This is a genomic window from Flavobacterium daemonense, assembly GCF_007341385.1.
GTDB classification, from domain to species: Bacteria; Bacteroidota; Bacteroidia; order Flavobacteriales; family Flavobacteriaceae; genus Flavobacterium; species Flavobacterium daemonense.
Genome location: NZ_VJYD01000021.1, coordinates 15,025 through 33,712, shown reverse-complemented (window position 1 = coordinate 33,712; position 18,688 = coordinate 15,025). Strand labels below are relative to the sequence as shown.

At 34.7% G+C, this 18,688-nt stretch carries 16 protein-coding genes; 14 read left to right on the top strand and 2 right to left on the bottom strand.

Annotated elements, in window-relative coordinates; translation table 11 throughout:
* Nucleotides 1-246 precede the first annotated feature (246 nt).
* On the top strand, nucleotides 247-642 hold the full coding sequence (locus FND99_RS19310) for a hypothetical protein (protein WP_144339570.1): 396 nt from the start codon (nucleotides 247-249) through the stop codon (nucleotides 640-642).
* A 91-nt stretch (nucleotides 643-733) separates the two neighbouring features.
* On the opposite strand, the gene yihA is transcribed toward FND99_RS19310, so the two are convergent.
* Entirely contained in the window at nucleotides 734-1,354 is a 621-nt protein-coding gene (gene yihA / locus FND99_RS19305) for a ribosome biogenesis GTP-binding protein YihA/YsxC (protein ID WP_144339569.1), read from the bottom strand.
* 44 nt (nucleotides 1,355-1,398) lie between these two features.
* Nucleotides 1,399-2,163: an alpha/beta fold hydrolase gene (locus FND99_RS19300; RefSeq protein ID WP_144339568.1), complete on the bottom strand. Its 765-nt coding sequence runs from the start codon at nucleotides 2,161-2,163 to the stop codon at nucleotides 1,399-1,401.
* Between the two features lie 377 nt (nucleotides 2,164-2,540).
* Between FND99_RS19300 and FND99_RS19295 the strand changes: the two genes are divergently transcribed.
* The 13 genes from FND99_RS19295 to ftsZ all read left to right on the top strand — a co-directional run bounded on the left by FND99_RS19295 (nucleotide 2,541) and on the right by ftsZ (nucleotide 18,575).
* A complete protein-coding gene (locus FND99_RS19295) occupies nucleotides 2,541-3,014 on the top strand; it encodes a division/cell wall cluster transcriptional repressor MraZ (protein WP_026730580.1) in 474 nt (157 codons plus the stop codon).
* Nucleotides 2,989-3,897, top strand: coding sequence for a 16S rRNA (cytosine(1402)-N(4))-methyltransferase RsmH (gene rsmH / locus FND99_RS19290; protein WP_211356645.1), 909 nt, complete (start codon nucleotides 2,989-2,991; stop codon nucleotides 3,895-3,897). Before FND99_RS19295 ends, rsmH begins: the two co-directional genes overlap by 26 nt.
* Nucleotides 3,898-3,909: 12 nt before the next feature.
* Nucleotides 3,910-4,257: an FtsL-like putative cell division protein gene (locus tag FND99_RS19285; RefSeq protein ID WP_144339566.1), complete on the top strand. Its 348-nt coding sequence runs from the start codon at nucleotides 3,910-3,912 to the stop codon at nucleotides 4,255-4,257.
* The gene (locus FND99_RS19280; RefSeq protein WP_144339565.1) at nucleotides 4,248-6,254 is read left to right on the top strand and encodes a penicillin-binding protein; all 2,007 of its coding nucleotides are present in this window, start codon (nucleotides 4,248-4,250) and stop codon (nucleotides 6,252-6,254) included. The genes FND99_RS19285 and FND99_RS19280 overlap by 10 nt, the downstream gene beginning before the upstream one ends.
* Entirely contained in the window at nucleotides 6,251-7,714 is a 1,464-nt protein-coding gene (locus tag FND99_RS19275; protein ID WP_144339564.1) for a UDP-N-acetylmuramoyl-L-alanyl-D-glutamate--2,6-diaminopimelate ligase, read from the top strand. Before FND99_RS19280 ends, FND99_RS19275 begins: the two co-directional genes overlap by 4 nt.
* A gap of 78 nt (nucleotides 7,715-7,792) precedes the next feature.
* On the top strand, nucleotides 7,793-9,025 hold the full coding sequence (gene mraY, locus FND99_RS19270; RefSeq protein WP_144339563.1) for a phospho-N-acetylmuramoyl-pentapeptide-transferase: 1,233 nt from the start codon (nucleotides 7,793-7,795) through the stop codon (nucleotides 9,023-9,025).
* Nucleotides 9,026-10,357: a UDP-N-acetylmuramoyl-L-alanine--D-glutamate ligase gene (murD, locus tag FND99_RS19265; RefSeq protein ID WP_144339562.1), complete on the top strand. Its 1,332-nt coding sequence runs from the start codon at nucleotides 9,026-9,028 to the stop codon at nucleotides 10,355-10,357.
* 77 nt (nucleotides 10,358-10,434) lie between these two features.
* Nucleotides 10,435-11,745 carry an FtsW/RodA/SpoVE family cell cycle protein gene (locus FND99_RS19260; protein WP_144339561.1) on the top strand — a complete coding sequence of 437 codons (1,311 nt, stop codon included), beginning with the start codon at nucleotides 10,435-10,437 and terminating at the stop codon, nucleotides 11,743-11,745.
* 45 nt (nucleotides 11,746-11,790) lie between these two features.
* A complete protein-coding gene (gene murG / locus FND99_RS19255; RefSeq protein ID WP_144339560.1) occupies nucleotides 11,791-12,879 on the top strand; it encodes an undecaprenyldiphospho-muramoylpentapeptide beta-N-acetylglucosaminyltransferase in 1,089 nt (362 codons plus the stop codon).
* A gap of 134 nt (nucleotides 12,880-13,013) precedes the next feature.
* The gene (gene murC / locus FND99_RS19250) at nucleotides 13,014-14,363 is read left to right on the top strand and encodes a UDP-N-acetylmuramate--L-alanine ligase (protein ID WP_144339559.1); all 1,350 of its coding nucleotides are present in this window, start codon (nucleotides 13,014-13,016) and stop codon (nucleotides 14,361-14,363) included.
* On the top strand, nucleotides 14,350-15,072 hold the full coding sequence (locus tag FND99_RS19245) for a cell division protein FtsQ/DivIB (protein ID WP_144339558.1): 723 nt from the start codon (nucleotides 14,350-14,352) through the stop codon (nucleotides 15,070-15,072). Before murC ends, FND99_RS19245 begins: the two co-directional genes overlap by 14 nt.
* A 6-nt stretch (nucleotides 15,073-15,078) precedes the next feature.
* A complete protein-coding gene (ftsA, locus tag FND99_RS19240; RefSeq protein WP_144339557.1) occupies nucleotides 15,079-16,500 on the top strand; it encodes a cell division protein FtsA in 1,422 nt (473 codons plus the stop codon).
* Between the two features lie 98 nt (nucleotides 16,501-16,598).
* The gene (gene ftsZ, locus FND99_RS19235; RefSeq protein WP_144339556.1) at nucleotides 16,599-18,575 is read left to right on the top strand and encodes a cell division protein FtsZ; all 1,977 of its coding nucleotides are present in this window, start codon (nucleotides 16,599-16,601) and stop codon (nucleotides 18,573-18,575) included.
* Nucleotides 18,576-18,688 lie beyond the last annotated feature (113 nt).

Sequence of the window (18,688 nt, the reverse complement as noted above, 5' to 3'; positions counted from 1 at the left end):
CTTGTGAGTCTTGTCGGATTATTTTTTTTACTTGCCAATGCGATAAGGTTTTTTGCCACCTGCAGGAATAGAGATGTGCTTTACCGTATTATAACAGCATATTTGGTGTTGTTGTTTTGTGTAGAATTACTTTGCAACATAATCGGATTTCTTTATCCTAATTCTAATTTTTTTCTCTCACACTATTATTTTATTTTCCAATTTATTACGCTTAACCTCTTTTTTTATAAAAGTTTTTCAAATAAGATGTTAAAGCGGATAATGGTAATCGTGTTTGTTTCGGTGCTGCTTTTCTTAGGATATCAGTATTATAGCAAACCTTCTCTTTATTGGGGATTTAATTTAGTCGAAATTGCAATAACATCTATTCCTTTGTTGTTTTACGCGGTGTATTTTATCATTTCAAATTTTAAAAAACATAAGCATAATTATTTCTATTTCTGCAACGGACTCATTATTTATGTAACAAGCAGTGCTGGCATTTTTCTTTCGGGAAATAGTGATTCGGTAATTTTTACAGAACCATTTTTGCTTGATTTCTGGTTTTTTAATTCTCTGTTTTATATTCTGTATCAGTTTATGATATACAAAGAATGGAAAACTTTGAATTTCAGAAGAGAAACTAAGAAGAAATTTCAATAAAAGATTCAAATAAAAAAATCCCAAATTCCAAGTTTGAATTGGCATTTGGGATTTTTTATTGATTATGTTTTTCTCTATTGGAATTTAAACTTTAAAATCCAGAGTTGTTTTTAAAAACTTCCTGATTTACTTCGTCGATATAATTTAAAAGCTCCTCTTTTCCTATTGATTCTGTTGATGAGGTAACGAAATAATGAGGCATTTCGGCCCAGTTGTTTGCGAACATCTGTTTTTTGTATGCAGCAATATGTGAGTCGACTTTTGTTTTGCTGATTTTATCGGCTTTGGTGAAAATGATGCAAAACGGAATTTCGCTTTCTCCCATATACGACATAAATTCGACGTCAATATTTTGAGCTTCATGGCGAATGTCGATTAAAACAAAAGCACACACAAGCTGTTCTCTGTTTTCAAAATAATCAGTGATAAACTGCTGAAAAACAGATTTGGTTTTTTTAGAAACTTTAGCATAGCCATAACCTGGCAAATCGACTAAAAACCAATTATTATTGATTTTAAAGTGATTTATCAACTGTGTTTTTCCAGGTCTTCCAGATGTTTTTGCTAAATTTTTATGATTCGTAATCATGTTGATCAACGAAGATTTTCCAACGTTTGATCGGCCAATAAATGCATATTCCGGCAAAAATTCAGCCGGACATTTAGAAGCATCAGAATTACTGACAATAAATTCGGCAGAAGTAATTTTCATGTTTTTTTGTTTTTAGACTTTCTTTAAAAAATAAAAGTCAAATGCTAAAATTTCTTCTCAGTAAGCCATTTTTCAAGAATCTCGTTGAATTCATCAGGATGTTCCATCATAGCGGCGTGTCCACATTTGTCAATCCAATACAAAGTTGAATTAGGCAATAATTTATCAAATTCTTCTGCCACATTTGGAGGTGTTACAGAGTCGTTTTTACCCCAAATAATACAGGTTTCCACTGTCATTTTTGGTAAATCTTTAGCCATATTATGACGAATTGCGCTTTTGGCAATCGTTAAAGTTTTGATCAGTTTGATTCGGTCATTAGCGGTTGCGTACACTTCATCGATAAGCTCAGGAGTTGCAATTTTAGGGTCATAAAACACAGCTTCAGATTTCTTTTTGATGTATTCATAATCGCCTCTTCTTGGGTAACTGTCTCCCATTGCGCTTTCATAAAGACCAGAACTTCCGGTAATTACAAGTCCGGCAACTTTCTCAGGATATAATTTGGTGTGGTATAAAGCGATATGTCCGCCCAATGAATTTCCTAACAAAATTACTTTGTCAAAACCTTTAAAAGTGATGAAGTCTTTTACGTATTTAGCAAAACTTTTTACGTTAGTTTTTAAAATACTTTGCGTGTAGATTGGCAAATCCGGGATAACAACTTTGTATCCTTTCGATGGGAAATATTGCGCTACACCATCAAAGTTACTAAGGCCTCCCATTAACCCGTGTAAAATTACGATAGGAGTTCCTTCTCCAGCTTCAAAATAGCTGTATTTGCCTTCTTTTTTGTAGTGTTTGTCCATTTAATCTTATGCCAATTTCAATTTCGACAAATATAGGGTTAAATAAATAAAAATGAATTTTTGCTGCTGTTTTTTAACTAGATAATTTTTGTAGAACATGTAAGTGGTTAAAAATCAGCTTTTAGACTGTTTTTTGATAAAATCGTCAAATGTTAAGAAATTGGTATAATAAGCATTTTTTTAAGAAAATTAGTGCTTATTTTTTTTGAATGATTAACGTTATTAAGAAAACGCTAATAATAAGTTAAAGTATTGATTGTCTATTGGTTAATCGAGGTGGTAGAAAAGTGGTTAAACTTATTAACAAAGTGGTATATTGTGGTAAAATGTGGTAATATTTTTTATATTTTTGTCCTATAACATCTTAATTGATTTTTTTGAACACAATTGTTGGGACATATGAGTGTAAAGTTGATGCTAAAGGAAGGCTAATGATGCCTGCACCTTTAAAAAAGCAATTGGCTTCATCACTTCAGGACGGTTTCGTTTTGAAGCGCTCCGTTTTTCAGCCGTGTTTAGAATTGTATCCAATGGAAGAATGGAATTTGATGATGCAAAAAATCAACAAGCTAAATCGCTTTGTGAAAAAGAATAATGATTTCATTAGAAGATTTACTGCTGGCGTTAAAATGGTAGAGATTGATGCATTAGGAAGATTGCTGGTTCCAAAAGATTTGGTTGCTTTTTCAAGTATTTCTAAAGATGTTGTTTTCTCATCTGCTGTTAATATTGTGGAAATTTGGGATAAAGATTTATATGAAAAATCAATAAGCGGCGAAGATATGGATTTTGCTGATTTAGCCGAGGAGGTAATGGGAAATATTAATGACGACGACAATGGAATATCATAATCCGGTTTTGCTTCATCCAACAGTTGATGGTTTAGACATTAAGCCAGATGGCGTGTATGTGGATGTAACCTTTGGTGGCGGCGGACATTCAAAAGAAATTTTGAAACGCTTAGGGCCAAATGGGAAATTGTTTGCTTTTGATCAAGATGAAGATGCGCTTGCAAATGCATTGCCAGATGAAAGGTTTACCTTAATTAATGAGAACTTCAGATTTATAAAAAGATTTCTTCGCTTTCATGGGGTAAAAAGTGTTGACGGAATTTTGGCCGATTTAGGAGTTTCATCACATCAGTTTGATGTTCCAGAGAGAGGTTTCTCAACAAGATTTGATGCCGAACTAGATATGCGGATGAGTCAGAAAAATGATTTAAATGCTTATCGGGTGGTTAACGAATATGAAGAACAGGATTTACGTCGTGTTTTTTTTGATTATGGGGAGTTGAAAAACGCGCCGGTTTTGGCAAGAACAATTGTTGAAGCAAGAAGAGATTACCCAATCAAAACGACAGATGAACTGAAAGAAGTTTTAAAGAAATATTTGCCAGAGAAAGTTCGAAACAAAATATTGGCTCAAATTTATCAGGCCATACGAATAGAGGTAAATCAGGAAATGGATGTTTTAAAAGAATTTATTGAGCAATCATTAGAGATTTTAAAACCAGGCGGAAGATTCTCGGTTATCTCATATCATTCTTTAGAAGATCGATTGGTAAAAAGATTCATTAAAAACGGAATGTTTGAGGGAGAACCAGAACGCGATTTTTACGGAAATTTTTCAGTTCCGTTTAAAACAATCGGAAAATTGATTGTTCCTGATGAAGCTGAGATCAAAATCAATAACAGAGCACGAAGCGCAAAATTAAGAATTGCTGAAAAGGTATAATATAAGGTAGAAATGAAAAGTGGAGTATTTGGCATATTAAAAGCAAGATTTCTGATCAATGATGACGCAATCAAAAATTGGCGATTCATTGTTTTTATCATTTTGCTTGCCATTTTGATGATTGCAAATACACAACGATACGAACAAAAGGTTTTTGAAATTGCAAAACTGAATAATGAAGTAAAAGAACTAAGATCTGAATTTGTTGATCGACGTTCAGAATTGATGAAATTAAAAATGGAGTCCACGATTTCAGATAAAATGCTTGAAAAACAGATTTATCCATCAACGGTTCCTCCAATAAAAATAGAAGTTAAAAAAGAAGAAGAAAAAAGTTTCTTTAAAAGAATATGGCAGTAGAAGATAAACATATATCCTACAGAATTTACCTCGTAGCAGTTTTCATCTTTTTGATGGCAATTGCTATTGTCGTTAAATTAACCAATATTCAATGGGTTGAAGGTGATCATTACAGACAACTGGCGAAACAGCGTACAGTTCGAAATTTTGTAATTCCGGCAAACAAAGGAAATATTTATTCGGCTGACGGAAGTTTATTGGCAACATCAATCCCGAATTATGAAATTCGTTTTGATGCAAAAGCACCAAAAACAGAAACTTTCGAAAAATATGTAAAAGCATTATCAGATTCATTAGCAACTGTTTTAGACAGGCCGGCTGGTTATTACGAACAAGAATTAAGAAAAGCGAGAGCAAATCAAAATCGTTATTATTTGATTGCTCGTAAGTTGAGTTATACAGAGTATGTAAAGATAAAAGGATTTCCATTATTTAATCTAGGCGCTTTTAAAGGTGGAATTATAATTGAGCAAGAAACTGTTAGAAAACATCCGATAGGACAAATTGCAGAAAGAACCATTGGTTATGACCGAATTGATCCGGCGACCGGAATTGAAGTTGGAAAAGGAATTGAATGGGCTTTTAAAAGTTATTTGAACGGAAAAGACGGGAAAATTCTGAAACAAAAAATTGCAAAAGGGCAATGGAAACCAATTCGTGACGTAAACGAAGTAGATCCAATTGATGGTTACGATGTGATTTCGACAATTGATGTTTTTATTCAGGATATTGCACATCACGCTTTATTGAAACAACTTCAAGATTACGAAGCTGACCATGGTTGTGTTGTTGTAATGGAAACAGAAACGGGTTATATAAAGGCCATTTCGAATTTAGGAAGAAGTGAAGATGGATCGTATACAGAAACTGTAAATTATGCAGTAGCAGAATCTCATGAACCAGGATCGACTTTTAAATTGGTTGATTTAATGGCAATTTTAGAAGATAAAGTAGCGGATACAAGTACAGTTTATGACAGTCACAATGGTGTGATTAAATATTATGGACGTTCTGTTCGTGATTCACACAAAGGAGGTTACGGAAAAGTTTCATTGGCCCGCGGTTTTGAACTTTCGTCAAATACAGTAATGGTTCAGGCAGTTTACGATAATTATAAAAGTAATCCATCAAAATTTGTAAATCATATTAAAAGTTTTGGTTTGGATAAACCTTTAGGATTGCATTTTAAAGGAGAAGGAAGACCAGTTATTCCTCATCCTGGAGATAAAATCTGGTCGGGAATCTCACTTCCGTGGATGGCTTTCGGTTATTCGGTTTCGGTTACTCCAATGCAGACATTAGCATTTTATAATTCGGTTGCAAATAATGGTGTAATGGTAAGACCACAATTTGTTTCAGAAATTAAGGAATGGAATAAAACGATTAAAAAATTCGATACAGAGGTGATTAATCCAAAGATTTGCTCAGATGAAACGCTTAAAAAAATAAGAGCAGTTTTAGGAAACGTGGTAAAAAAAGGAACAGCTTCTAAGCTTTATTCCAAAGATTTTCCGATGGCGGGAAAAACGGGAACGGCCATGGTTAATTATAATAAAGCAGGAAGAGAAGGAATGTATTATGCATCATCTTTTGTTGGGTATTTTCCGGCTGATCATCCTAAATATTCTTGTATTGTCGTAGTTCATAAGCCAAATACATCTAAAAATAATTATTACGGAGCAGATGTTGCAGGGCCAGTTTTTAAAAGAATTGCCCAAAAGATTTTTACTGATGCACCTTCGACAAATAAAATAAAACAGCTGGATTCTAAAATTCCGAAACAAGAAATCAGCTATGCTAAGTTTGAAAAAGAATCAAACACAAAAACAAATGTGATTCCAGATTTAAAAGGAATGCCAGGGATGGATGCCATTGCTTTACTTGAAAATTTAGGTTTAAAAGTTAAAGTAAACGGAGTAGGAAAGGTTAAAAAACAGTCTTTACAAGCTGGAGGAAATATTACTAAAAACGCAATCATAGTATTAGAATTATCGTGAAAGTACTGAAAGACATATTATATAAAGTAGCAATTGAGTCTGTAACGGGTTCGACTGAAGTTGGCATTCAAAAAATTGAATTTGATTCTCGTAAAGTAGAATCGGGTGATATTTTTGTAGCCATTCGCGGTTCGCTTTCTGATGGACATGATTACATTCAAAAAGCAATTGAACTTGGTGCTGTCGCTGTTATCTGCGATACGTTACCTTCAAATATTGAAAAAGGAATCACTTATATTCAAGTAAAAGATACCAATGCGGCTTTAGCTTTTATGGCGGCTAATTATTTCGGAAATCCATCTGAAAAATTAAAATTAGTTGGCGTAACTGGAACAAACGGAAAAACTACAATTGCGTCGTTATTGTTTCAATTGTTTAAAAAAGCAGGTTTTAAAGTAGGGCTTTTATCAACTGTAAAAATAATGGTTGATGAAACAGAATATCCTGCAACACATACAACTCCAGATTCAATCACGATTAATCATTATTTAAATGAAATGATTGAAGCTGGCGTAACACATTGTTTTATGGAAGTGAGTTCGCACGGAATTCATCAAAAGAGAACAGAGGCGTTGCATTTTGTTGGCGGGATTTTCACGAATCTTTCGCATGATCATTTAGATTATCATCCAACTTTTGCGGAATACAGAGATGTAAAAAAATCGTTCTTTGATTCATTGCCGAAAACAGCTTTCGCATTATCAAATATTGATGATAAAAACGGAACTGTAATGTTGCAGAATACGGTTGCTAGAAAGTTCACTTATGCTCTAAAATCGTATGCTGATTTTAAAGCGACAATTTTAGAAAGCCAATTATCTGGTTTATTACTAAAAGTAAATGACAATGAAGTTTGGGTGAAATTAATCGGAACTTTTAATGCGTACAATGTTTTAGCGATTTACGGAACCGCAATTGAGTTGGGAATGGATAGTCTTGAAGCGTTGCGCTTATTGTCTGATTTAGAAAGTGTTTCGGGCCGTTTTCAATATATCGTTTCAGATGGAAACATAACAGCGATTGTCGATTATGCTCATACGCCGGATGCTTTGGATAATGTTTTGAAAACAATAAATGATATCCGTACTAAAAACGAACAATTGATTACGGTTGTTGGTTGTGGTGGAAACAGAGATAAAACGAAAAGACCAATTATGGCAAAAATTGCTTCAGACTTAAGTGATAAAGCAATTTTGACTTCTGATAATCCAAGAAACGAAGATCCTGAAGTGATTTTAGATGAAATGGAACAAGGAGTTGAGGCTCATAATTACAAAAAAATATTAAGAATTACGGACAGAAAACAGGCTATAAAAACAGCTTGTCAATTGGCGCAGCCAAATGATATTATTCTTATTGCAGGAAAAGGACACGAAACGTATCAGGAAATAAATGGTGTTCGCCATCATTTTGATGATATGGAAACTGTAAAAGAAATTTTAGAACAATTGAAGAAATAATAAGTTTTTAAGTTCAAAGACCACCAGAATGATTGGAATTTGGAATTTCAAAATTGGAATTTAAAAAAATAGAAAAATATGCTATACTATTTATTTGAATATTTAGACAAAACATTAGATGTGCCTGGAACGGGAGTTTTTCAGTACATTACTTTTAGATCGGCTTTAGCATTAATGCTTTCATTGCTTTTATCAACAATTTACGGAAAAAGAATTATCAACTTTTTGCGCAATCAGCAAGTTGGTGAAACAGTTCGTGAGCTTGGTCTTCAAGGGCAAAATGAAAAAGCGGGAACACCAACAATGGGTGGACTGATTATTATTTTTGCCACTCTTGTACCTGTTTTGTTATTTGCCCGTTTGCATAATATTTACATCGTTTTGCTTATTGTGACTACGCTTTGGATGGGAACAATTGGTTTTATTGATGATTATATCAAAATATTCAAAAAAGATAAAGAAGGGCTTAAAGGAATTTTCAAAGTAATTGGTCAAGTTGGTTTAGGAATAATTGTGGGTGCGGTTCTTTACTTTAATCCTGCAGTTACAGTTCGTACTGATACAGGAAGAACAGATGTTTTTAAAGCATCACAAAATACAACAATTGTTTTGCCAGCTCCAGTTGAAGAAAAATCAACAGCAACTACAATTCCTTTCGTAAAAAACAATGAATTTGATTATGCCGAATTATTAGCTTGGACAGGAGATGGATACGAAAAATGGGCTTGGCTGATTTTCATTCCGGTTGTAATTTTTATTATTACAGCGGTTTCAAACGGAGCAAATTTAACAGACGGAATTGACGGACTCGCAGCCGGAACCTCCGCGGTTTCTGTGCTCGCGCTCGGGATATTTACATTCGTTTCGGGGAATATTATTTTCTCAAATTATCTAAATATCATGTACATCCCAAATTCGGGAGAAATGACAGTCTTTATATCTGCTTTTGTGGGAGCCTTGATTGGATTTCTTTGGTACAATTCTTATCCGGCATCTGTTTTTATGGGAGATACAGGAAGTTTGACAATTGGGGGAATCATCGCGGTTTTAGCCATTGCAGTTCGTAAAGAATTATTGATTCCGTTATTGTGTGGAATCTTTTTAGTAGAGAATTTTTCAGTGGTTTTGCAGGTGAGTTATTTCAAATTCACTAAAAAGAGATACGGCGAAGGACGAAGAATTTTCTTGATGTCGCCACTGCACCACCACTACCAGAAAAAAGGATATCACGAAAGTAAAATTGTGACCCGTTTCTGGATTGTTGCCATCATGTTAGCCATATTGTCGATCGTTACCTTAAAATTAAGATAGATGAGGCTAGTGGTTTTAGGAGGAGGAGAAAGTGGTGTAGGTACTGCGATCCTTGGAAAGAAAAAAGGATATGATGTTTTTGTATCGGATTTTGGAAAAATAAAAGAAAGCTATAAAGAAGTTCTTATCATTAACAAAATTCCTTGGGAAGAAGAACAGCACACGGAAGATTTGATTCTGAATGCTGATGTGGTGATGAAAAGCCCGGGAATTCCAGAGAAATCTCCGATTGTAAAAAAGTTGGTTGCGGCTGGAATAAAGGTGATTTCGGAAATTGAATTTGCAAAGCCTTATACAGAAGCATTGACAATTGGAATTACTGGAAGCAACGGAAAAACAACCACAACAATGCTGACTTTTCACTTACTGAAATCAGCGGGTTTGAATGTTGGATTGGGAGGAAATATTGGAAAAAGCTTTGCCTGGCAAGTGGCCGAAAATAAGTTTGATGCGTACGTTCTTGAATTAAGCAGTTTTCAGTTAGACGGAATTATTGATTACAGGCCAGATATTGCCATAATTACAAATATCAGTCCGGATCACTTAGATCGATACGAGTATAAATATCAAAATTATATCAATTCGAAGTTCAGAATAACGATGAATCAGACCGAAACAGATTATCTGATTTATGATGCCGATGATGAAGCAAGTGCAGAATGGTTAAAAAATAATACAACGAAAGCAAAATTAATTCCTTTCTCTCTAACAAAAAGTTTTGCAGAAGGGGCTTCTATAAATAACAACAAAATGGAAATAAAGATCAACCAAGAAGAGTTTACAATGGAAACAGAACACATTGCGTTAGAAGGAAAACATAATATGAAAAACGCAATGGCAGCAAGCTCCGTAGCAAAATTGATGCAGATTAGAAATGCAACAATTCGCGAAAGTTTATCTAATTTTCAAGGTGTTGAACACCGTTTAGAGAAGGTATTAAAAATTCAGAATGTACAATATATCAACGATTCAAAGGCAACAAACGTAAATGCTACTTTTTTTGCTTTAGACAGCATGAATGTGCCGACAGTTTGGATTGTTGGAGGTGTTGACAAAGGAAATGATTATAACGAATTAATGCCGTTAGTACGCGAAAAAGTAAAAGCAATTATTTGCTTAGGAATCGATAACCGTAAAATTATTGATGCTTTCGGAAACGTTGTTGATATTATGGTTGAAGTGAACAACATGAACGATGCTGTAAAAACGGCTCAAAGATTAACAGAAAAAGGTGATGCTGTTTTATTGTCTCCAGCTTGCGCAAGTTTCGATTTATTCGAAAACTACGAAGACAGAGGAAAGCAATTTAAACAAGCAGTACATAATTTGTAAAAATAGTTTCAAGTTTCAGGTTTCACGTTAGGAGGAACCTGAAACTTGAAACAAGAAAAACCTGAAACAAAACTAAAATGAAAGAACTAGTAAACAAATTAAAGGGAGACAGAGTAATATGGTCATTCGTGGCTTTATTAGCATTGTTTTCGTTTATGCCTGTTTTTAGTGCAAGTAGTAATTTGGCATACATCGGTCATGGAACAGGAAATACGCTCGGGTATTTGGTAAAACACTTAGCTCATATTTGTATTGGTTTCTTGATTATTTATTGGGTTCACAGAGTTCCATATCATTATTTCAGAGCGATTTCAAAAATTGCTTTACCAATAGTTTGGTTCTTATTGCTTTATACATTGTTGAAAGGGACAGTCATTGCAGGTGCAAATGCGAGTCGGTGGATTCAAGTGCCGTTTATCGGTATTACATTTCAGACTTCCACTTTGGCATCAATTGTTCTTTTCATATTTGTAGCACGTTATTTGTCAAAAACTAAAGAAGAAAACGAGCCTTTTCAAGTGTCATTTGTGCAGCTTTGGATTCCGGTTTTTATCACATTGGCATTGATTTTGCCTGCAAACTTTTCGACCACGGCATTAATATTTGCAATGGTTTTAATGTTGACGTTCATCGGGAAATATCCATTAAAATATATCGGAATCATTATTGGTTCAGGAGTTGTCATGCTGGCGTTTTTCCTTTTGGTTGCAAAAGCATTTCCAGATTCAAGATTTTTCAGCAGGGTTTCGACTTGGGAAAGCCGTATCATGAACTTTACCACAGATAAACCTGATGAAGATGATTATCAGATAGAGAAAGCTAAAATCGCCATTGCATCTGGAAGACTCGGCGGACTTGGTCCAGGAAAAAGCGTTCAGAAAAACTTCTTGCCACAATCTTCTTCCGATTTTATTTATGCAATCGTAGTTGAAGAATATGGTCTTGTTGGTGGCGTAGCAATTTTGATTTTGTATTTATTATTGCTTTTCAGATTTGTAATTGCATCACATAAAGCAAATACGTTGTTCGGAAAATTAGTAGTCGTCGGACTCGGATTCCCAATGATATTTCAGGCGATGATCAATATGGCAGTTGCAGTCGAATTATTGCCGGTAACTGGGCAAACACTTCCGCTGATAAGTTCTGGAGGAAGTTCAATTTGGATGACGTGTTTAGGTCTTGGAATCATCATCAGCGTTACTAAAAAAGAAGAAGAAATTGCTGAAGAAAAAGAAGAGAAAAAGAAACGAAAAGAAGCGCTTCAAAGATTAATTGATAAAGAATTAGCAGAAGAAGATTTGCCTGCTGACGAAATATATGAAGAAGAACCGATGTATTCAATCGAAGATAATTCAAAAAACCCGATGAATGCAGTTTTAAACAGATAAGATTAAAATATAAAAATTTTTTAAAAAGTTGTAATTTTTAGAAAGATGACAAAGTATAAATTCATACTTAGCGGAGGAGGAACAGGAGGGCACATTTATCCTGCGATTGCAATTGCAAATGAGTTAAAATTACAATTCCCTGATGCTGAATTTCTTTTTGTGGGTGCCAAAGATAAAATGGAAATGCAAAAAGTGCCTCAGGCAGGTTACGAGATAAAAGGACTTTGGATTGCTGGTCTACAAAGAAAACTGACTTTGCAAAATATGATGTTTCCGTTGAAACTCGCAAGCAGTTTGTTAGAGTCAAGAAGAATTATTAAAAAATTCAAACCAAATGTTGTAATTGGAACCGGAGGTTTTGCCAGCGGACCATTATTACAAGCGGCTGGCGGAGCAGGAATCCCAACAGTTATTCAGGAACAGAATTCTTTTCCTGGAATAACAAATAAATTATTGAGCAAAAAGGCAAATGCAATTTGTGTTGCCTATCAAAATTTAGAGCGTTTTTTTCCAAAAGAGAAAATCGTTTTGACAGGAAATCCAGTTCGTCAGGATTTGATCGATATTGAAAGCAAACGTGATGAAGCAATTGCATTTTACGGCTTAGATCCTAATAAAAAAACATTGTTGGTTTTAGGCGGAAGTTTAGGCGCAAGAAGAATCAATCAGTTAATTGAAAAGGAATTGCAAAATTTTCTTTCACAAGATGTTCAGGTAATCTGGCAATGTGGAAAACTATATTTTGAAGACTATAAAAAATACAATCAGCCAAATGTAAAAGTGGTTGATTTTATTGAAAGAATGGATTTTGTTTACGCGGCGGCTGATGTGATTATTTCTAGAGCCGGAGCGTCATCGGTTTCAGAATTGTGCATTGTCGGTAAACCGGTAATTTTTATTCCGTCGCCAAATGTTGCTGAAGATCATCAAACTAAAAATGCACAAGCAATTGTAGATGAAAAAGGCGCTATTTTGTTGAAAGAATCAGAATTAGACAATGAATTCAGTATTGTTTTTGAAGCGCTTCTGAAAGATGAAGGCAAACAAAAGCAATTAAGTGCTAACATAAAAAAACTGGCAATGCCAAAAGCTACAAAAGATATCGTAGCTGAGATTGTAAAGTTAATTCGATAGGCTGTAAGCTATAGGCAATAAGCTTTAAGCATGATGCAGTTCAAAAGAATAATAAAGTATAATAGGATTAAGTAATAAAGATAAAATAGTTGAAGGCCTATAGCCTAAAGCTTAATGCTTAAAGCAGAAAAGAAATGAATTTAAATCAAATACAAAACGTTTATTTTATTGGTATTGGAGGCATCGGAATGAGTGCTCTGGCTCGTTATTTCAAATATATTGGAAAACAGGTTTCAGGTTACGACAAAACACCTTCAATGCTGACAAGTGAATTGATTGAAAGTGGTATTGATATTCATTTTGAAGATAATATCAATTTGATTCCGACTGATTATCATGTTGAGAATACGTTAGTGATTTTTACGCCTGCGGTTCCAAAATCACATTCGGAGTGGAATTATTTTATTGAAAGAAATTACGAAATTAAAAAACGTGCCGAGGTTTTAGGGATTATCACCAAAGACACTTTTAGTTTCGCAGTTGCTGGTACACACGGAAAGACAACAACTTCTAGTATTCTTGGACATATTTTATTTGAAAGCGGTGCAGATGTTACGGCATTTGTGGGTGGAATAGTAGAAAACTATAATTCAAATTTAATTGGAACCGGAAAAACGGTAACTGTTGTTGAAGCAGATGAATTCGATAGATCGTTCTTGCATTTGCATCCAAATATTGCTTGTGTGACTTCTATGGATGCAGATCATTTGGATATTTATGGAACGAGTGATGCAATCGAAGCTTCGTTTGTTGAATTTGCTTCAAAAGTTGAAGATAAAAGCAATCTTTTTATAACCAAAGAATTGCCTTTAGAAGGTGTTCAATGCGCTATAAACGAAGATGCTGTATATAAGGCGTATAATGTTAGAATTGAAGATGGAAGCTATGTTTTTGATGTGCAGACGCCATCAGAAATTATGAAAGATCTTCATTTTGGATTGCCTGGAAAACACAATTTAATGAATGGATTAATGGCTATTGCGATGGCAAAAACTTTCGGCACCCCGACCGAGTCTATTGCAAAAGCCATTGCTTCATTCAGAGGGATCAGAAGACGTTTTTCTTATCAAATTAAATCAGATAAGTTAGTTTATATAGATGATTATGCACATCATCCAACAGAAATAAATGCTGTTCATCAAGCAGTTAGAGAGTTGTATCCAGGACGAAAAGTATTGGCAATTTTTCAGCCGCATTTATTCAGCCGAACAAAAGATTTTGTGGATGGATTTGCAGAAAGCTTGTCAAAATTTGATGAAGTGTATTTGATGGATATTTACCCAGCGAGAGAACTTCCAATGGAAGGAGTTACATCGGAATGGTTATTGGGGAAAATGACAAATTCGAACAAAAAAATTGTTGCAAAAGAAGATTTATTAGCGCAAATCAAAGCCAGTGATGCGCCAATAATTGTGACAATTGGAGCTGGTGATATTGGAGAAATGGTTCCGTCAATCAAAAAAATGCTAAATGAAAATATTTAATTGGACAAATATTCGATTAGTACTCATTTTGGGCCTAGTACTTTTTCTGTATTCTTTCGCACAGCATCGAAATGGAGATAGAAAATTGAAGAAATCTATGGTTGTTTTTGTAGGAGAAAATGCGCTTTTTGTAAAGGCAGAAACGGTTAATAAATTGTTGATAGAAAATAAAAGAGACGCTTCCAGTATTAGAAAAGATGAACTAGATTTGAATAAGATAGAAAAAACCCTTGATACGCAAGACATGATTGAGAAGTCAGATGTTTTTGTAAGTATCGATGGAGTTCTAAAAGCGGTAGTAAAACAGAAGACACCAATAGCGCGAGTTTATGATGGTGATCGATCTTTTTATATTGACTATGAGGGTGGTAAAATGCCCTTGTCGGACAATTTTACAGCGCGAGTTCCTCTTGTTTCGGGGGCAATAAATGAAAAAAATAACGAAGATTTAGCTGCTTTATTTCGCACAATTTATGACGATGCGTTTTTGAAAAAAAACATCATTGCAATACAAATTATGCCTAATGGCAGCCTAAAAATGTTTAATCGAAACTATGATTACTTCATAGATTTTGGAAGAACGATGAATGTTGATAAAAAATTTAGAAACTATAAAGCGTTTTTTCAAAAAGCAGTTTTGGATAGTTCGTTATACAAATACAAAAAAATTGACCTTAGGTTTACGGAACAAGTAGTTTGCACAAAATAATAGAAAATGGAAAAAGATAACATTGCAGTAGGTCTAGATATTGGAACGACAAAGATAGTTGCCATGATAGGCAAGAAAAATGAGTATGGCAAGTTGGAAATTTTGGGTATTGGGAAATCCAAAAGTCTGGGTGTTGCGAGAGGAGTTGTAAACAACATTACGCAAACTATTCAGTCAATTCAGCAAGCAATACTTGAAGCAGAAAACAATTCAGGTTATAAAATAAAAGATGTTGTTGTGGGTATTGCCGGACAACACATCAGAAGTATTCAGCATACTGATTACATCAGCCGAAATAATCCAGAAGAGGTAATAGGCGAAAAAGATATTCAGCTTTTAATTGATCAGGTAAATAAATTGGCAATGTTGCCGGGTGAAGAAATTATTCACGTTTTACCTCAGGAATTTAAAATCGACGGACAATCTGAGATTAAAGAGCCAATCGGGATGTATGGCGGAAGACTAGAATCTAGTTTTCATGTTGTAGTTGGGCAGGCTTCTTCAATCAGAAATGTTGGAAGATGTATTCAGAGTTCAGGAATTGAGCTTTCAGGATTGACTTTAGAACCATTAGCTTCGGCAGATGCAGTTTTAAGCCAGGAAGAAAAAGAGGCTGGAGTTGCGCTTATCGATATCGGGGGCGGAACAACAGATTTGGCCATTTTTAAAGATGGAATTATTCGTCATACTGCTGTAATTCCTTTTGGAGGAAACGTAATTACAGATGATATTAAAGAAGGTTGTTCGATAATTGAAAAACAAGCAGAGCTTTTAAAAATAAAATTTGGATCAGCTTGGCCGGGCGAAAATAAAGACAACGAAATTGTTTCTATTCCAGGTTTAAGAGGAAGAGAGCCAAAAGAGATTTCGCTTAAAAATTTATCAAAAATCATCCATGCAAGAGTTGTGGAAATTATTGAACAGGTTTTTGCCGAAATTAAAGCATACGGACACGAAGATCCACGCAAAAAATTAATTGCAGGAATTGTTCTTACAGGTGGTGGAGCTCAACTAAAACATATTAAACAATTAGTTGAATACATTACTGGTATGGATACCAGAATTGGTTATCCAAATGAGCATTTAGCAGGAAATTCAAGTGAAGAAATTTCAAGTCCATTATTTGCAACAGCTGTTGGTTTAGTGATGAACAGTATCGAAAACAGTACACAAAGCGCTGTGAGAATGGAAATTGTAAATGAACAACCAAAAGTAGTTTACAGAAATCCGCCAGTTCAGCCACAACAGCCAGTGCAGCAACGATACGAAGTTGAAGAAAACTACGTTGAAAGAGTAGAAACTATTGAAGAGCCTAGAGAGACAAGAACGAACAAGGCCGAAGCAGAATCTACAGAAACCAAAATTAGGAGATCATTTTTTGACAGATACGTCGACAAAATCAAAGATTTTTTAGACAACGCTGAATAAATATAAGCCGAATAGAGATAATAAAAGAAGAGGATTACTTTCTGGCCCCAAGTCACGAAGTAAAAAATGTACTAAATAAGAATTAAAAAACCAAAAAGATGATGAGCAACTCAGAATTTGGAAGCATTTCATTTGATTTACCAAAAAACCAATCAAATGTAATCAAAGTAATAGGTGTAGGTGGAGGAGGTAGCAATGCTATCAACCATATGTTTAAACAAGGTATTAAAGGCGTTGATTTCATCGTTTGTAATACCGATTCACAAGCATTGCAGAACAGTTCGGTTCCTAACAAAATTCAGTTAGGTATGAATTTGACAGAAGGTCTTGGAGCAGGAGCAAATCCTGATGTGGGACAGCAGTCTGCTATTGAAAGTATTGCCGATATTGAAAAAATGTTAGACCGTGGTACTAAGATGGTATTTATTACCGCTGGTATGGGTGGTGGTACTGGTACAGGTGCTGCTCCGGTTATCGCACAATTAGCAAAAGAAAGAGAAATCCTTACAGTTGGTATCGTGACCATTCCGTTTCAATTTGAAGGGAAAGTGCGCCAGGAACAAGCACTTTTAGGAATCGAAAAATTACGTAAACAAGTTGACTCGTTGATCGTAATTAATAATAATAAATTAAGAGAAGTTTACGGAAATTTAGGTTTCAAAGCTGGATTCTCTAAAGCGGACGAAGTTTTGGCAACTGCCTCTAGAGGTATTGCTGAAGTTATTACGCACCACTATACTCAAAATATCGACTTACGTGATGCTAAAACAGTTTTAGCAAACAGCGGAACTGCGATTATGGGTTCCGCGGTATCACAGGGAGAAAACAGAGCTAAAGATGCGATTGTATCAGCATTAGATTCTCCATTATTGAATGACAATAAAATTACGGGTGCCAAAAACGTATTGTTGCTTATCGTTTCTGGATCTAATGAAATAACGCTTGACGAAATCGGAGAAATCAACGATCACATTCAGGCAGAAGCAGGTTACAATGCAAATATTATTATGGGAGTTGGTGAAGACGAAACTCTTGGTGAAGCTATTGCCGTAACTATTATCGCTACTGGTTTTGATGTTGAACAACAAAACGAAATCGTTAATACAGAGCCTAAGAAAATCATTCACACGTTAGAAGATGAGCAGAGAAGTGTTCATAATTTAACGAATAAACCGCTTGCTTCTTTTGATTTAAATGCTGAAACACCTATTGCAAAATCGGAAGATAAAGTTGTTTTTGATTTAATGGAAGATACGGTTGCTCCCGTAGCTCCTGCGGTTCCGGTAACGCCGCCAACAATCAATCAAGAAGAGTTGGTAGTGATGTCTGAGTTTATCAAAAATCTTGATGTGACTTTTGAAATCGTTTCTCCAATTACAGATATCGATTTTAAAATCTCGACTCCAGAAGTTCCAGCTTATCAAGAAGTAAAACCTGCACAGCAAAGAACTTTTGAAAAAGAAGAACAAACGACTTTTTCATTTGATTTGCCGCTTTTCAGATCAGAGCCAGAGGTAAAAAGAGAGCCGGTTGCTGAGCAGGAAACGAAAATCATGTTTGAATTAACAAACGAAACGCGCAATATCAAAGTAAATGACCCAGTTTCATTTGTTCCCGTAACAGAACTTTCTGATAATGGAATTATCAAATATTCGTTAGAAGAGTATATGGAAGTAGAGAATGAATTGACAGCTTCGAAACCAGTTGAAAAAGTGGTTGAAGATGTTGTTCCTGAAGAGTTGAACATTACTTTGAAATCTAGAGCTGATTTTGCTAGCCAGCCAGATTTTACAACAACTGCAGAGGTTTCTCCAATGGAATTGACAATTGAAGAAACATTGCGTTTGCGTGCCGAAGAAAGAAGAAAGAAACTAAAAGAGTTTAATTATAAATTCCACAATAATGTTTCTAGAATTGATGAGTTGGAAAAAGAGCCAGCTTACAAAAGATTAGGAATCGATTTGTCGAATTCTCAGTCAAATAACACCAATTCAAGAATCTCGGTTGGAACAGACAGTAATAATGATTTACAATTGCGCTCAAATAATTCATTTTTGCATGACAATGTAGATTAATTTTAAAATCATAATATTAGGATAGCCCGAAAATTGGATTTAATTTTCGGGTTATTTTTTTTATCTTCGCACAGAATTTAGAAATTTGACTTCCTAAATAGGTTTTTAAAGTG

Excerpts from the sequence above, each read along its gene's own strand:
- FND99_RS19310 (WP_144339570.1), top strand. The coding sequence starts at position 247 with ATGTTAAAGCGGATAATGGTAATCGTGTTTGTTTCGGTGCTGCTTTTC.
- yihA (WP_144339569.1), bottom strand. The coding sequence starts at position 1,354 with ATGAAAATTACTTCTGCCGAATTTATTGTCAGTAATTCTGATGCTTCT.
- FND99_RS19300 (WP_144339568.1), bottom strand. The coding sequence starts at position 2,163 with ATGGACAAACACTACAAAAAAGAAGGCAAATACAGCTATTTTGAAGCT.
- rsmH (WP_211356645.1), top strand. The coding sequence starts at position 2,989 with ATGACGACGACAATGGAATATCATAATCCGGTTTTGCTTCATCCAACA.
- FND99_RS19285 (WP_144339566.1), top strand. The coding sequence starts at position 3,910 with ATGAAAAGTGGAGTATTTGGCATATTAAAAGCAAGATTTCTGATCAAT.
- FND99_RS19280 (WP_144339565.1), top strand. The coding sequence starts at position 4,248 with ATGGCAGTAGAAGATAAACATATATCCTACAGAATTTACCTCGTAGCA.
- mraY (WP_144339563.1), top strand. The coding sequence starts at position 7,793 with ATGCTATACTATTTATTTGAATATTTAGACAAAACATTAGATGTGCCT.
- murD (WP_144339562.1), top strand. The coding sequence starts at position 9,026 with ATGAGGCTAGTGGTTTTAGGAGGAGGAGAAAGTGGTGTAGGTACTGCG.
- FND99_RS19260 (WP_144339561.1), top strand. The coding sequence starts at position 10,435 with ATGAAAGAACTAGTAAACAAATTAAAGGGAGACAGAGTAATATGGTCA.
- murG (WP_144339560.1), top strand. The coding sequence starts at position 11,791 with ATGACAAAGTATAAATTCATACTTAGCGGAGGAGGAACAGGAGGGCAC.
- murC (WP_144339559.1), top strand. The coding sequence starts at position 13,014 with ATGAATTTAAATCAAATACAAAACGTTTATTTTATTGGTATTGGAGGC.
- FND99_RS19245 (WP_144339558.1), top strand. The coding sequence starts at position 14,350 with ATGAAAATATTTAATTGGACAAATATTCGATTAGTACTCATTTTGGGC.
- ftsA (WP_144339557.1), top strand. The coding sequence starts at position 15,079 with ATGGAAAAAGATAACATTGCAGTAGGTCTAGATATTGGAACGACAAAG.
- ftsZ (WP_144339556.1), top strand. The coding sequence starts at position 16,599 with ATGATGAGCAACTCAGAATTTGGAAGCATTTCATTTGATTTACCAAAA.